The sequence below is a fragment of the Neptunomonas qingdaonensis genome, from assembly GCF_900113275.1.
Taxonomy (GTDB): domain Bacteria; phylum Pseudomonadota; class Gammaproteobacteria; order Pseudomonadales; family Balneatricaceae; genus Neptunomonas; species Neptunomonas qingdaonensis.
Genome location: NZ_FOOU01000004.1, coordinates 334,462 through 349,458, shown reverse-complemented (window position 1 = coordinate 349,458; position 14,997 = coordinate 334,462). Strand labels below are relative to the sequence as shown.

Below are 14,997 nucleotides of genomic sequence, written 5' to 3'. Positions count from 1 at the left end.
ACCGGGCTATGTAAATCAGCACAGTTTAAGTGGTTAACCTGAATTAATTCACTTTTATCAGAGCAACGCTACCATCTTCATTAATTTCTGCCATGTGGCCTTTAGGCTCTTTGAGGAACAGTAGCGTAATAAAGCCCAGTACGGCCGTTGCTGCGATAACAGAGAAGAAGGTTGAATAATCGACCATCGATAGCACTGTTAGGTAGAACACGGCACCGACGTTACCATATGCGCCCGTCATGCCTGCGATCTGACCCGTCAGGCGACGTTTTATCAATGGAACTACCGCAAATACCGCACCTTCACCTGCCTGTACAAAGAAAGAGCATGCCATGGCTGCTATAACCGCCAAGGCTAAAGGCCAGCTGCTGTCGATCATGGACATCGTCGCATAACCAGCCGCCAGTCCTGCGGTGAGAATTAACAGGGTTTTCTTACGACCAAAGCGATCACTGATCCAACCGCCGCCTGGACGTGACATCAGATTCATAAAGGCGTAGGCAGATGCAAGCAAACCGGCATAGACCATGCTCAACTCAAATACATCGGAAAAAAACAGTGGCAGCATTGAAACAACGGCTAACTCTGAACCAAAAGTAGCAAAGTAAAGTACGTTCAATACAGCCACTTGTTTAAACTCATAGCGCTGCATTTCCGGAACCGGTGTATGGAATATCTCTTTATTGACACTGTACGAGCTGTAGCAGTCGTAAATGAAGATGGCACCCAATAGAAGGTAAATGCTTAGCGCCGCTGTATCTGAAAGAATTGACACACCAGCAGGGGATAGCTTCCATGTTAATAACGCTAAAGCAGCATACAAGGGGATTTTCATGAACAGCAGGAAGACAAAATCTGCCTTGCTGGTGACTTCCAGGCCGCCAATACGTTTTGGTTTGAAGTAGGTCGAACCTTTCGGTGTATCGCTAACATTTTTATACCAGATAAAACTGAATACCAGGCTGAATAAGCCAGATAAACCGATCGCATATCTCCAACCGTCTTCGCCACCGAACATGATCGCGAGTGTTGGCAGTGTCATTGCCGCTGCTGCAGAGCCAAAGTTACCCCAGCCACCATAGATGCCTTCAGCCGTGCCCAGCTCATTCGCCGGGAACCACTCACTGACCATGCGAATACCTATTACAAACCCAGCGCCTATAAAGCCGAGCAGGAAACGGGAAATAGCGGCTTGCGCGAAGTCGGTGGACAAGGCAAACGCAAAACACGGAATGCTGGCTAAAAACAGCAAGGCCGCATAGGTAATACGCGGGCCATATTTATCGGTCAACATGCCAATAATAATACGCGCGGGAATAGTGAGTGCGACGTTAAGAATCAGCAAGGTTTTGATTTCTGACTTTGTCAGCCCAAGCGATTCTGCGATCATGCCTAATAGTGGTGCATGGTTAAACCATACAAAAAAGGTAATAAAGAAGGCGATCCAGCTGAAATGCAGGATCTTCATCTTTCCGCTGAAAGATAGCAGGTTGAAAGATTTTTCCTGAGTCATAGTCATTTTCCGTTCGTTAAAATAAAAACGCCCGATAAAACCGGGTCTCGTTAGACCTGATTCATCGAGCGCCATTGCTCTAAATGAGTGCTTTTGGGTTTTTCAAACAGACTTTATGCACTGTTTGTGTGCGGGTTTTTTTCTTTACCGCGGGTGTCTTTGTGATGTCGCTGCTTGTGTAAGTACATTCTTAGACATGGTCGTCCTCCTGAAGAGTTAAAAAAGAAAAGGCGCCACCAGGCTGAAAGGGTGAGATCCCAGCTGGAGGCGCCTTTGCCTGAAATAATTGTGCTTTATATGTCGCTTAACTATCACTTAACTATCGTTTATAGCGCTTTTTAAAAGCACTTAAAAAGTGTTTATAAAATATAAAGCAGGGAGCGTGCCAGTTTATTAAAAGGCCCGCTATACGGGCCTTTCAGGGATTTTCTGGTTTAAATTCATTGGATGATTAGTCGTGAAACTTACCCTGTTTGGTGCGTTGCACAAATGTAGTGCTGTTACTTGAACTTCAGATCAGGGAGCATATTGATACGCTGTATTGTGCCTGAAAGCTGCCAGCTATCAGCGTGAGTGCCTTCTGTCTTGGTGTTATGTATGGGTAGATTGATGTTGAGTTTTTCGGCCACCGTTCGATAAGTCTCGGTCAGATAGGTTTCCGTTAAAGGGGGTTGATTTAACAAAGCGCTCTTCTTAGCTAAAGCTTTTTCGCTTAATGCCTGCACGTGTTCGGTAAACCATTGTGCCTGTGATAACCAAGGGAAGGTCGCTTCAGGTGAAGTGAAGCAGTGCTGTCCAAAGTTCAGATCAATGCCGGACAGGTCTGCATCAAGATAGTTAAGCTTATTTAGTAACATAAAGCCGGCTATTTTATTTTCATGGTTGTCCAGCCACAGGCATGCTTTGAGTAATGCGGCTATCAACCGCTGGTGGCTGGCAGGGTTAGTGTCATGCCAGCGGCGTGTAACGCCGAGTACTTTGTCAGGTGCGTTTTCCCATATCTGATGACTCGATAATAGGGTATGGCCAATCTGTTGTGCTTGCGCGAGACTGTTCCAGGGTTCACCCGCGCAAAAAACATCAATCACACCGCGTTGCATTGCATCAATCATATGCGGGGGGGGGACTACGTGCTGCTTGAGTTTGTTGTCAGGATCAATGTTGAAATGTGTTAACCATTCGCGCAATAAGAAATGGTGTGTCGAATAGGTATGCACAGAAGCGACATTAACCGGTCCTTCTACGCTTGCCAGGTACGCTTTGAGCGCTTGCGCGGCTGTTTGGCTGGTGAGTGTTTCACCTGAAGGGTTTAGCTGTTCCCAAAGCTTTGTCGACACAGTCATTGCGTTGCCGTTCAGCCCTAAGCCCATAGCCGTGACCATGGGCTGAGTGGCGCCTAATTTCATTGCACTGGCGAGTACAATCCCGGCAGGCATAGGTGCGGCATCGAGCAGACCGAACTGCACTTTATCGCGGATACTGGCCCAGGATGACTCGCAGGAAAGCGTTACGTCTAAGCCCATCTCTTCAAAAAAACCAAACTCTTGCGCCACAATAATAGGGACGCAGTCGAGTAACGGGATAAAGCCAATGGTTAATGCGTGTTTTTCGGCAGCAGGAAATGTGCTGGCAAGAGACGCTTTTTGCGAGGTGGTTGGCGTGTTCATGGCAGCAACTCCAATACAGAAATAATACTTTTGGCAATCTCTATCAGTGGTTTTTGCTGATCCATTGCCATCTTACGCATCGCTTGATGGGCCTTGTCTTCTGTGCAGTTATTATGTTTCATGATCAAGATCTTCGCTTTTTCAGTTAGATTGCGATCAGCTAATTCTGTACGGGCCTGGTTTAGCTCGCCATGCACGTGATTTAGTTCGCTTCGTATCGCCTGAAACTCGCGGAAACGGGCAATGGCAACATCTAAAATTGCTTTAATGCGATGCTGCTCAAGACCGTCTACGACATAAGCGCTCACGCCTGAGCGAATCGCCTTTTCTATTGTGGCCTGATCACCTTGTTCAGCAAACATAATGACAGGGCGGGGGCAGCTTTGGTTCATCAAAGCCATGTTTTCCAGAACATCTCTGTCGGGAGAGTCCAAATCAATAATAATAATGTCCGGCTTTAACACATCGACTTTATCGGCCATAAGATCAGTAGAATGCAGCCGGCCAAGTACCTCGTATCCCTGATCTCGCAATGCCTGTTCCAGTAAGGCGGCACGTTCCTTGTCTTCATCGATGACAAGCACAGTTAATCTGTTTTTCACGTGGATCACCTGCGTTTAAAAATTGATAATTGACAATGTATAAGCAATATCCGGGCCATTCATCGTTTCAAATGCAGGTAACTCTTATCGTCATTCATGCCCATTGCATGGCACGTGACGGCGGGCAACTGTATAATGCGCCTTTATTTTTATACTCTTTTGGCAACCACGTAAGCTTTGGCAGGAAAATAATGACAGTACGTACTCGCGTTGCGCCTTCTCCAACAGGCGACCCGCATGTAGGCACAGCCTATATTGCACTCTTTAATCTGGCGTTTGCCCGTCAGCACGGTGGGCAGTTTATCTTACGTATAGAAGATACAGACCAGACGCGCAGTACGGCTGAATCAGAACAGAAGATTCTGGATTCATTACGCTGGTTAGGGCTGGAGTGGGATGAAGGCCCGGATGTTGGCGGCCCGCATGGCCCTTATCGCCAAAGTGAACGTAAGGGAATGTATGCTCAGTATGCGCATGATCTGGTTGAAAAAGGTCATGCGTTCCATTGCTACCGCACCTCTGAAGAGCTGGATGTATTGCGCGATGCGCGTCGGGCGGCGGGTGGACATACAGCACTCAAGCAAAGTGACTTAGCCTTACCTGCTGAAGAAGTAGAAAAACGCAAAGCAGCCGGTGCCCCGTTTGTTATCCGTATGGTCGTGCCTGAAGGTGAGGGCGTTTGTGTCGTCGATGACCTGCTGCGTGGCCCTATCGAACTGGAGTGGGGTATGGTCGATGCGCAGATCCTGCTTAAATCCGATGGCATGCCAACCTATCATCTGGCCAACGTAGTTGATGATCACCTGATGGAGATCACGCATGTTATCCGGGGTGAGGAGTGGATCAACTCAGCGCCTAAACACAAGTTATTGTACCAGTACTTTGGCTGGGACATGCCGGTACTCTGCCACATGCCGCTGTTGCGTAACCCGGATAAATCCAAGCTATCTAAGCGTAAGAACCCGACCAGTATTTTGTATTATCAACGTATGGGCTTTATGGCTGAAGCGCTACTTAACTATCTGGGCCGTATGGGGTGGTCGATGCCGGATGAGCGTGAAAAGTTCAGCAGTGATGAGATGTTCTCTCACTTCGATATTACCCGTGTTTCATTAGGTGGCCCTGTTTTTGATCAGGAAAAACTCAGCTGGTTGAATGGTGTATGGCTGCGTGAAGACCTCACGCACGAGCAATTTGCTGCCAAATTTCAAGAATGGGCACTCAACCCTGAATACCTGATGCAGATCGTACCACTGATCCAGCAGCGTGTTGAAAAGTTCTCTGATGTTGCACCGTTGGCCGGTTTCTTCTTGTCGGGCATGTTGCCGATTAAAGAATCAGACTTTGAGCACAAAAGCGTTACGCTGGACGATGCTAAGCGGATATTGCAATTCAGCGTCTGGTTCCTGGATACCGAAAACAACTGGGATAAAGATCACCTTTTTGCACAGCTAAAGCAGCTGGCAGAGCAGATGGGTTACAAACTGCGTGACTTCTTGTTCCCATTGTTTATCGCGATTGCAGGTACTAATCAGACCGTATCCGTGATGGACTCCATGTCGATTCTTGGCCCGGATATGAGCCGTGCGCGTTTGCGCCATGCCGTCAATTTGCTGGGTGGCCCATCGAAGAAAGAAGCGAAGCGCTGGGAAAAAGAGTTTCGCGATATTGCTGCCGCTATCGAGTAATTATTTTATCGCTAAAACAAAGGTCTGCTCTCGCAGGCCTTTTTTATATCTGCTTTTATATCTGTGCATTTTTTCTGCGTAAAAATAATTTTTGTAACTCGACGGCTACTAACACCAGCATTGAGATGGCAAAGCAGGCGATCAAATCAAACAGTGGCAGCGGTTGTGTATGAAATACTGAGTTAAACGCCGGAACGTAAATCACCGCCATTTGCGCCAGAATAGTCAGGCCTATGGCCAGTAACATAGGCTTATTAGAAAACAGCCCTAGCGACAACAGTGAGGTGGTTTCGCTTCTTACCGCGAGTGAGTGGAACAGCTGTGAAAGAGTCAGTACGGTAAACACAATTGTTTGCCAGTATGCCTGTCCCTGAGCAATCGACCAGGCTTGTGCTGCTATCGAAATGCCACCAATTAACAGCCCTGTCCAGATAATATATTGCCACATTCCGTGCGCAAAAATGTTCTCATCGGTTGGCCGTGGGGGGCGTTGCATCACGCCTTTTTCAGCCGGTTCTGCCGTGTAGGCCAGGCCGGGCAGGCCATCGGTCACCAGATTGATCCACAAAATATGAATAGGTAGCAAGGGAATAGGTAAACCCATAAAAGGTGCTAAAAACAATGTCCATATTTCGCCTGCATTGGAACTCATGGTGTATTTTATAAATTTTCGAATATTATCAAAAATGCGCCGCCCGGCTTTGATTGCAAGCACGATACTGGCAAAGTTATTATCCAGAAGCACCATGTCGGCCGCTTCGCGTGCGACATCGGTTCCTTTGCCTCCCATCGCGATACCAATATTGGCACGCTTTAAAGCAGGCGCATCATTCACACCATCGCCTGTCATGGCCACAAATTGTTTTTTGTATTGAAGCGCCTCAACAATGCGTAATTTCTGCTGGGGGCTGACTCTGGCATACACCGTTGTGGTTTCGACCAAACGTAAAAAATCCTCTTGCGAGAGTGCTTCCAACGCTTGTCCGGTCATTACAGTGGAAGTCGGGTTGTTGATCCCCAGCCGTGTTGCAATGGCCATCGCCGTTCCCGGGTGATCGCCTGTGATCATCACGGGCGTTATGCCTGCAGATTTACAATCATCCACGGCGGCACGTGCTTCCTCTCTGGGAGGGTCGATCAATGTGACTAATCCTAAGAAACAGAGCTGTTGTTCGATGTTATGGTCTATGGTTGCAGGTAAGTGATCAAAGGTACGCTGGGCAAAAGCGATGACACGATATCCCTGACTGGCCAATTCCTCGGCAGTATTCAGCATCGTATCGGGTTGAAAATTATCCTCTACAACGCCCTGTTCACCGAGTGCATGTGTGCATTGTTGAAGTACTTTTTCCGGTGCTCCTTTTACAAAGGCAACAACTCCCTCAGTGCCTTGGTGCAAGGTGGTCATTTGTTTACGTTCGCTGTCAAAAGCGAGTTCTGCCAGGCGGGGCATGCTTGCTTCAAGTTGTTTCTTATCAAAACCAAAGGCTAATGCGGCATTAAAAAGCGCCAGCTCAGTGGGCTCTCCAGCCGGTGTGTCGGTATTGATGATGATATCGTTACTTAAAGCCAGGGCCTGCCCCAACACTTGTTGTAAGGCAGAATCGGATGAAAAAACCGGAGCAAGATTGGCACCAACAAAGGATTCTGCCGTCATCTGGTTTTGCGTAAGGGTGCCGGTTTTATCGGTGCAGATAAAGGTAACTGAGCCTAAGGTTTCGACTGCCGGTAAGTTGCGCACCAGTGCGTGATGTTGAATAAGCTTGCGCGCACCAAACGCCAGTGAAATGGTCACCACCGCCGGCAGTGCCTCAGGCATGGCCGCAACCGCCAGGCTGATTGAGGTTAACAGCATGCTAAAAATGGGTTGCCCCTGTAACATGCCGGCTATAAAAATAATGGCGCAAATCGCCAGAATCGCCAGTGCCAGATGTCTGCCGAATAGGCTTAAGCGCTTTTGTAATGGTGTTTGAACATCTTTATCGGTATGCAGAATAGTGGCAATCTGGCCTATTTCGGTGTTAATACCGGTAGTCACAACCACGCCATTACCCCGGCCACGTGTGGTCACGGTACTTTTGAAAGCGATATTGCTGCAGTCGCCTAAAGTATGATTTTTATCAGCCAGCTCTAACGGTTGTTTAGCTGCGGGCACCGACTCACCGGTTAGTGTGGACTCATCTATCTGCAGCCCTTCGGCTTCTAATAAACGCAGATCGGCAGGCACAATATTACCTGCTTCTAAGATCACGATATCACCGGGTACCAACTCAGCAGCATCAATCTGCCTGATCGCACCATCGCGTATGACCTTGGCTTTTGATGCCGCCATCTTTTTAAGCGCTGCCACCGCACGCTCGGCCTTAAATGCCTGAACGGCACCAATGATGGCATTCAGACAAACAATTACCAGAATGGCAATGGTATCCTGCACATCACCTATAAAACCTGAAATGGCAGCCGCAGCTAATAAAATCAGGATCATAAAATCATTAAATTGTTTAATGATAAGAGTAAATAAAGAACGGCGCTGAGCTTCGGGCAACGCATTTTCACCCACTGTATTAAGCTTAGTTGCTGCCTGCTCGCTGCTTAATCCGCGGGTTTTAGCTTCGAGTAGTTGGAGTGTTTCAGCCGATGTTTTATGGCAGTACTCTAAGGTGCGCACGGCTAGTCACCTGTAAATAGGAAAATAAGAAGGGCCGTCGTCATAGCGATAAACAGGGTTTGTAATCCACTGCGCAGCCAGGATATGCCAGAGATCCGACCCAAAAAAACACCCAGCAGGAAAACAATAATCAAGGCTAAAACAATGGCTAAAAACAGAGGGGAAACCGGTAACGCAATCCCCGCTTGGGTTAATAACAAAGGGCTGAGGATCACTAACGATATTAATAGCGGAGCAGAACCGTTGACCAGCGCAATCATCATCGGTACCCAGCGGGCTGCTTCTGAATGAGCCGATTCCTGCAGATCTTTTAACATAGCCTCTTCCAGTTTGAGAAGAGCGCGCCGCTTTTCAGCGACTTCACTAATATAGGCGCTGCTGACACCACTCACACCTAAGGCGATTGCCGCACCCATGCAGGCGTTAATGGTAACGCTGAGTGGGGCAGAAGAGCTGAACTGGAAGCCGAGAATCAACCCGAGCATGGTTAACGCGCCATCAAAACCATTAACAACAAAATATCGCCGTGCAATCCCTTGAGAGCGGGTAATCTTGAACAGAAACTCAGCTTTCCTGAGAATATTCATAAGCGTCAGGTACTTGGCTCGTTTTTAACTTCGACCTCATCAATGCTATGCAACGCACCACCCATTTTATTAATCACTTTTTGCAGAAGATCAAAATCAATTAACGCTGCTTCAACGGATACTTCCAGTGATTCAGTTTTTTCGTCTACAGCAATAACGGCCACTCTAACCGTGCTACCTTCAACAGCAGCGCTTAATGCCTGGCAAAACTCAAGCGCGTTAGGGTGGTGAGGCTTTAAAACATCCAGAACTACTCTTTTAACAGCAATCATTGCAGAGTCCTTTTGTCTGTTGTTTGTATCGGTTTATTATTCCATCTTGCCTAAATACAACGCATAGGTCACTGCCTTACATCATAAACAGGTGATATAGGCACTGAATCAGAAAAAAGTCGACAGCTAAAGCTGCTGTATGGGGATCAGAAAGCGTTGGGTTACTTGTTGGTGTTACGTTTTGATATTACCTCTTGATGTTAAGTGTGCCAATGGGTTGAATCTCTTAAATAAAGCTTAAAAATGTGTTTGACATTAATCTGAAATATGGGATGATACGCGTCGTTTCAAGGCACACTTATTTTTCCCTCCAAGTGTGCTTAAAGATGGGGCCTTAGCTCAGCTGGGAGAGCGGTTCGCTGGCAGCGAACAGGTCAGCGGTTCGATCCCGCTAGGCTCCACCAATATCTTGTATCATAGCGTCCCAAATTGTCCTAGAAGCCCGCTCATTGCGGGCTTTTTCGTTTATACTGTGTCCTAAGTAGTCCCATAAGGTGCCCCCAGATCCGGGGTAAGCAGGGGGCATTTCTGGGGGCATTTTCTTTAAGATTAAAAATTTTCTACAAAATGCCCCCACTATTGACAATGGAGGCAGTATGGCATTGACTGATACTCAAATTAGACAAGCAAAGTCTAGAGAGAAAGCCTACCGGCTAAGTGACGCTAAAGGATTGTATCTAGAGGTAACACCAGCTGGTTCAAAATGCTGGAGACTTAAATACCGCTTTTCCGGTAAAGAGAAGCGCCTAGCAATAGGGATGTATCCTAGGATTACGCTTAAAGATGCTCGTAAAGCTACTGATTTGGCAAAAGATCAGTTAGAACAAGGTATAGACCCTTCGCAGGCAAAAAAGGCCAAGAAGGCTAATCAGACAGAAGCACAACTGAATAATTTTGAAACGATAGCTTTAGAGTGGCATAAGCAACAATCTGCGAATTGGTCTGAAAGTTATACCGACAAAGTTTTGCGTGCTATCCAGCGTGATCTATTACCCTATATGGGCACTCTGTCGCTGGATGATATTACCCCGCCCCAACTATTAGCAGTATTGCGCCGTGTTGAAGCCCGTGGTGCTATAGAAAGTGCACACAGGATAAAGCAGGTCACAGGTCAGGTGTTTCGTTATGCCGTTGCGACAGGGCGAGCGAAACGAGATATTACTCCTGACTTGAAAGGGGCACTGGCTACACATAAAACACAACATTTCCCTGCCATTACCGATCCTGCCAAAGTCGGTAAATTGCTACAGATGCTAGATAGTTATGAAGGGACGTCAACTGTGCGTGCAGCGCTAAAATTAGCTCCTTTGGTCTTTGTTCGGCCCAAAGAATTACGACATGCAGAATGGCCAGAAATAGACTTTGAAAAAGCAGAGTGGCGTATACCCGCAGAGAAAATGAAAATGGGGGTAGATCATATTGTTCCCCTCAGTCGTCAGGCAATTGAAGTATTAGAGGAGCAAAAGCTTTTGACAGGCCATTGGGGTGGGTATGTTTTCCCTTCAGCCAGAAGTCCGCGCCGCCCTATGAGTGATAACGCCATCCTTTCGGCTTTCCGTAACATGGGCATCAGTAAAGAGGAAATGACTGGTCACGGCTTCAGGGCAATGGCTCGTACCTTGCTTGATGAGGTATTGGAGGAACGGGTGGAGTTAATAGAGCATCAGTTAGCCCATGCGGTGAAAGATTCTCTTGGCCGTGCTTATAACCGCACTTCACACCTGGCGCAACGCACTAAAATGATGCAACGGTGGGCTGATTACTTAGATCAGTTAAGAGCTCAAGTACAATGACCGCTTCTAGTGCAAACGTAGCTCCCCTAAGTGACTACTTTTAGAGGTATTTCTGGAATCTAAACTAGATGATGATCTCTCATTATGAAGCCTGAACGGTAAATTTCTACAAAGAAGAACTATTGCATGAACAGAACTATGGAGTCACGATCATACAGATCATCAATCTTTCATAAGTTATTAATATTACAGGACTTTCCCGCTCAAGTATTTATAGGAAAATGGCAGAAGGTACCTTCCCTCATTCTTTGCCGGCAGGAGAAAGAGGGGTTGGTTGGCTAAAATCAGAAATTATGGACTGGATTCCCGAATGCATAGCTGAACGAGACGAGCAGATATCGTTAAAAAAAAAGCCCAATCAGAGACGTGATTAAAAATTGAATAAGAAGCGTGTAATTGCGAGCTTTTTTGCTTGAGAGCACCTTTTCTGCATGTTTCATGCGGATCAAGCTGAAAACTTGGATAACCTCAGATTTATTTATATTTATATCATCAAATGGTATTTTAATACTGCTTCTGGTGTATTTAGTAGTCTCCTCCCACTTATCCAGTAACGAACTAACATTTAAGCAAACGTCATCAGGTTTTATTCATTGCAGGGTAGCTATCCTGCAATGAATGGGTGGGTTGTGATGATCACCTTTTTAAGTCGCTCTTGGCTGATCTTTCAGGTGTGCAAAGTGTTCTGTCAGCTGCCAGAGTGCACGGTTAAGACGCACATCTTCGGTCACTGAACGGATGGCTCGAGTGCGAGTGTGACGTCCACTGTTGGATCGACCGGGTAAACCGCCTTTAAGCAGATTTTCCTGAGTGCGGTTGTAGATGCGCCAGAGATTGTGATCTCGGTCTTCAGATCGGCGAGCTTTTAACAGTGCATCAGGTTGAATAGGACTGACCTCTTTCCAATCTTCGCCGTAACGCATAGTGAGAGCAGATTGAGCGAAGATGTGCGACTCCTCTGGTGTTAACCGCATGGATTGGAATTTCTCAACGGTACCGGCGATGTTGGGTATTTCGTCAATCAGTGCAATAGAACCATCCAGTATCTGGTCTACAACTTGTTTACCATGGCGGACGCGAATACCACCCATGTCTCCTACTGGAGTAACCATGCCGTTACTACAGATCAGTCGAAAAAGTCCCAGATCCAGTTGATATGCGGCGGTGCGGTCATGACTGTTGGTCAGTACTAATTCGGCAATGCTGTCACCCACCAAGATCTGACGGTCTGGATCCTGTCTAAAGCGCACCATATGACGGGTGGTGTTTTTATGCTCGGGATTGCGAACTCGGGTCTGTTGTGCCCGGACAGGATGCCAGCCTTCACCTTTTAAGGCATCTACCACGTTGATAGTCGGTACAAAACCATAGCGGTTAGAAACGGACAGATCCGGCGCATCAGCAAAGATAGCCGGTGCATTACGATAAAGTTGGTCACGGGATAAAGTATTCATGTTAAGCCTCCAGGCCAGCACGGAACGCACCCTCTCGGGGTGCAAGATCCCGGCAGGGTATTATGTTGTTAAAACGTTGTAAGTGAGTCAGAGAGGATCTGGACGATCATGTCATGACGTTATGGGATGTCTTGTCATTAGAAGTTGAAATGTCTGATGAAAGGGCGTGCCTACTGTGATGTTTGTATGCGGCGTGATTTAGCGACTAGCTTCTGGGTCAGGCTTGCCGAGTCCAGTCCAGGTCTGAGTGAGTCCGTTTTGTCCTGAGCGTTGTTGGGGACGGAGTCATCACCGGTTTGTGGATAAAACTCCTCCACGATTGCGGCCGCATCTTCTTCTTGTTCTTCAAAAATGCCATTGGCAAAACCCTGTCGGGCAGTTTGATCCAGTGCGAGTTGGTCAAAACCAACCTCATGGCGATCTATTGCCATTTGCTGTGCTTTAGCTAATGCCTCTTCCAGTCCCATATTTTCACGCAGCGTGATATCGACATAGTAGATCGGGGCTCCGTGACTCTGCCGAGTCGACTTTCCTCGTAACCGAAGTTCCAACGGTAGACACGCCAGCTTATTATTCGAGACGGCTTTAAAATACTGTAGTCGTGCTGCTAGAGTACGGATCGAGTTAAAGCCTGTTGTGCGAAAGATAAAGGTACCCAGAGGATCTTCATCACCCACTACAACATTAAATCGAGCATAAGGTTTACATCGTCCACCCTGAGCCAGCTCGCAGCCATCAGGACTGGGACATGGGAGTGTTTGCATACCGTCTTTTGTTCTTCGTCGACATTGCTCACCATCGCCTACACACAGGGGGCGAGCCATATTTCGATCAAACATGGAGTAATCTGCCCTGAGATTCAGATCGGGCTCATTAAACAAAAGCCGGATCGGGATGCGGCGTAACTTACCATCCTGGGTTGTCCTTAACAGCTCATCGAGTGGGTGTGCCAGCCAGCCTTCTCGTGTCTGTATCTGGGACGTCAGGGTAAACTGGTCGTCTTTTTTCGGTAGGCGTTTACCGTCCTTTTCAATGATTTTACCAATCGAGATACGCCCGAGTATCGGTGGGGTTATTGCGAGACCTTTCAACATGATTTATCTCCTAACATAATAAAAAAACCCACGACAACCTTAATGCTGTGTGGGTTTTTTTGGGGGGGTATGGTTCAGCGTTGGTGTACTACAAAGCGACGACTGCCTGGCTTTAGATTCGAGTATTGCTTTACTACCTCAGGTTGTTCTTGTTTGAGTCGGGCCAGGTCTACAGCTCGAGTGTCGGTACTTTTCTTCCAAGTGATGCGACCTGCGGGGAACAGCGCTTCGCTGGCGGTACCCATGGCTTGTTGTAGTTGATGCTTGAATTGAGCCTCCTCTTTCTTTGCACCCTCAATCATCGATCGAACCTCCTTTAATTGCTCAAAGGCTTGAGCCAACGCCGGCTGCTCCGTTAGATCCAATACTTCATGGTCATCATCGGGGTATAGGCTACGTAAGGCTCGTTGAGCGGAATCGCTGGCATCCGCCGGAGGAGGCGTATCTTCAGTGACATGCCGCCAGAACTCCGACTCCAATGCAACCAGTCGATCAATTAAGGCTTCGTCCCGTATTAGACGGAAGATACGCAGTTCATTGCCTCCGACAAGCACAGCCACATCAGCTGCGTCCTGTCCGGTGATCGCTAGCTGATGCATTACTTGCAACTGCACATATTCCGGCACACCGTCACGCCAGAGTTTGGCTCCATTGATCCCCGCTGTTTTACATTCCAGTATCTGGACCTCACTGGAACCAGCTACCTCGCGATCTAAATTGGCTAGCATCCAGGGGTAATCCTTGTGCTGCAATATCGCATTGACCCGGCGCACCTTATGGCCGGTACGCTTAGCGTAATGTTCCGCCACAATTGGCTCTAACACCGTGCCCCAGAATAGCGGGGTGTTGTCATCGTTATCGGGATGGTTGGCATCATTGTCTAGTGTTGAATTAAGTCGTCCTGTTTTTTCCATCCAGAGTTCAAGTTGGGATTTATATGGATTGAGCCCCACCGCTGAGGCAGCGTCCGAACTGCCGATACCGATTTTACGAATGGTTAACCAGGTATTCCGATCTATCTGACGGGTATTCACCAAACGATGGGCCTGTCCATGGCGGCGTTTGGTTGTGTTGAGAAGGTGTAGGTTTTCAGCTTGAGTCTTTGCGTGTGTGTGATGTGTCGTCATAACGAACTCCTGTTTCAGAACGGAATAAGGCCCGACTCAATGCCGGGTGTCGTGGAATCAGTGATATAAATAAAGTAGTTAAATGAGGGGATGATCAGTGTTGGTGTTACTGGTCGACATGGAAGGAGTGACCACAGTTCTGACACTCGAAATTGTCTAGTACACGGTCATCGATAACTTTACCGATGTTTGCTCCGGCTATGCTGCCGGTAGTACCGCCGATTAAACCGCCAAACAACGCGCCGGCAATACCGCCCAAAGCCATGCCAACAGGACCCCCTGCAGCTCCAGCGATGAAACCGGCTTGCGCACCGGACGTTGCCCCCGCCACACCACTGGCGGTACCTGCAACGCCGCCAGTGATACCGCCAACTTTACGCCCGACGTTTCGTGTAATTACCTGCATTGAAGAGCAGGCGGGACATGAATGTGACATATAGATTCTCCTAAGAATGAGCATAAGAACCAGGTTAAATAACCCGGAAGGACAACTGTGTGCTGTTCTCAAGTAGGTGATATATATCTAAGATTT

13 protein-coding genes and 1 tRNA gene are annotated in these 14,997 nt (G+C 47.6%); 4 read left to right on the top strand and 10 right to left on the bottom strand.

Features of this window, described 5'->3' with window-relative positions; all coding sequences use genetic code 11:
• Positions 1–43: 43 nt before the first annotated feature.
• The 3 genes from BM099_RS08495 to BM099_RS08485 form a co-directional block, all read right to left on the bottom strand.
• Complete coding sequence (locus BM099_RS08495; protein WP_090726717.1) at positions 44–1,513, bottom strand: NarK family nitrate/nitrite MFS transporter; 1,470 nt, start codon at positions 1,511–1,513, stop codon at positions 44–46.
• A 500-nt stretch (positions 1,514–2,013) separates the two neighbouring features.
• On the bottom strand, positions 2,014–3,180 hold the full coding sequence (locus BM099_RS08490; RefSeq protein ID WP_090726714.1) for a CmpA/NrtA family ABC transporter substrate-binding protein: 1,167 nt from the start codon (positions 3,178–3,180) through the stop codon (positions 2,014–2,016).
• Positions 3,177–3,782, bottom strand: coding sequence for an ANTAR domain-containing response regulator (locus tag BM099_RS08485; protein ID WP_244889928.1), 606 nt, complete (start codon positions 3,780–3,782; stop codon positions 3,177–3,179). The genes BM099_RS08490 and BM099_RS08485 overlap by 4 nt, the downstream gene beginning before the upstream one ends.
• 191 nt (positions 3,783–3,973) lie before the next feature.
• Here BM099_RS08485 and gltX point away from each other — a divergent pair, with 191 nt between their 5' ends.
• On the top strand, positions 3,974–5,470 hold the full coding sequence (gene gltX, locus BM099_RS08480) for a glutamate--tRNA ligase (RefSeq protein ID WP_090726836.1): 1,497 nt from the start codon (positions 3,974–3,976) through the stop codon (positions 5,468–5,470).
• 55 nt (positions 5,471–5,525) lie between these two features.
• On the opposite strand, the gene BM099_RS08475 is transcribed toward gltX, so the two are convergent.
• Genes BM099_RS08475 through BM099_RS08465 form a run of 3 tightly spaced genes read right to left on the bottom strand, consistent with a single transcriptional unit; the run spans position 5,526 to position 8,997 of the window.
• The gene (locus BM099_RS08475; protein ID WP_090726712.1) at positions 5,526–8,138 is read right to left on the bottom strand and encodes a cation-translocating P-type ATPase; all 2,613 of its coding nucleotides are present in this window, start codon (positions 8,136–8,138) and stop codon (positions 5,526–5,528) included.
• 2 nt (positions 8,139–8,140) lie between these two features.
• A complete protein-coding gene (locus BM099_RS08470) occupies positions 8,141–8,725 on the bottom strand; it encodes a VIT1/CCC1 transporter family protein (RefSeq protein ID WP_090726710.1) in 585 nt (194 codons plus the stop codon).
• A 5-nt stretch (positions 8,726–8,730) separates the two neighbouring features.
• Positions 8,731–8,997: a DUF211 domain-containing protein gene (locus BM099_RS08465; protein WP_090726709.1), complete on the bottom strand. Its 267-nt coding sequence runs from the start codon at positions 8,995–8,997 to the stop codon at positions 8,731–8,733.
• 328 nt (positions 8,998–9,325) lie between these two features.
• Here BM099_RS08465 and BM099_RS08460 point away from each other — a divergent pair.
• The 3 genes from BM099_RS08460 to BM099_RS20800 all read left to right on the top strand — a co-directional run bounded on the left by BM099_RS08460 (position 9,326) and on the right by BM099_RS20800 (position 11,164).
• Positions 9,326–9,401, top strand: a tRNA-Ala gene (locus tag BM099_RS08460).
• 192 nt (positions 9,402–9,593) lie between these two features.
• Positions 9,594–10,790: a tyrosine-type recombinase/integrase gene (locus BM099_RS08455; RefSeq protein WP_090726707.1), complete on the top strand. Its 1,197-nt coding sequence runs from the start codon at positions 9,594–9,596 to the stop codon at positions 10,788–10,790.
• Positions 10,791–10,969: 179 nt separating this feature from the next.
• Positions 10,970–11,164: an AlpA family phage regulatory protein gene (locus tag BM099_RS20800; RefSeq protein ID WP_332311458.1), complete on the top strand. Its 195-nt coding sequence runs from the start codon at positions 10,970–10,972 to the stop codon at positions 11,162–11,164.
• 270 nt (positions 11,165–11,434) lie between these two features.
• Here the strand turns inward: BM099_RS20800 and BM099_RS08445 are convergent, their stop codons facing one another.
• The 4 genes from BM099_RS08445 to BM099_RS08430 form a co-directional block, all read right to left on the bottom strand.
• Entirely contained in the window at positions 11,435–12,244 is an 810-nt protein-coding gene (locus tag BM099_RS08445; protein WP_090726704.1) for a DUF932 domain-containing protein, read from the bottom strand.
• A gap of 170 nt (positions 12,245–12,414) precedes the next feature.
• Complete coding sequence (locus BM099_RS08440) at positions 12,415–13,338, bottom strand: recombination directionality factor (protein WP_090726702.1); 924 nt, start codon at positions 13,336–13,338, stop codon at positions 12,415–12,417.
• Between the two features lie 74 nt (positions 13,339–13,412).
• Positions 13,413–14,465, bottom strand: a complete 1,053-nt coding sequence (locus tag BM099_RS08435; protein WP_090726699.1) for a YqaJ viral recombinase family nuclease — start codon at positions 14,463–14,465, stop codon at positions 13,413–13,415.
• 106 nt (positions 14,466–14,571) lie between these two features.
• Positions 14,572–14,901 carry a hypothetical protein gene (locus BM099_RS08430; RefSeq protein WP_090726697.1) on the bottom strand — a complete coding sequence of 110 codons (330 nt, stop codon included), beginning with the start codon at positions 14,899–14,901 and terminating at the stop codon, positions 14,572–14,574.
• Positions 14,902–14,997: the final 96 nt, after the last annotated feature.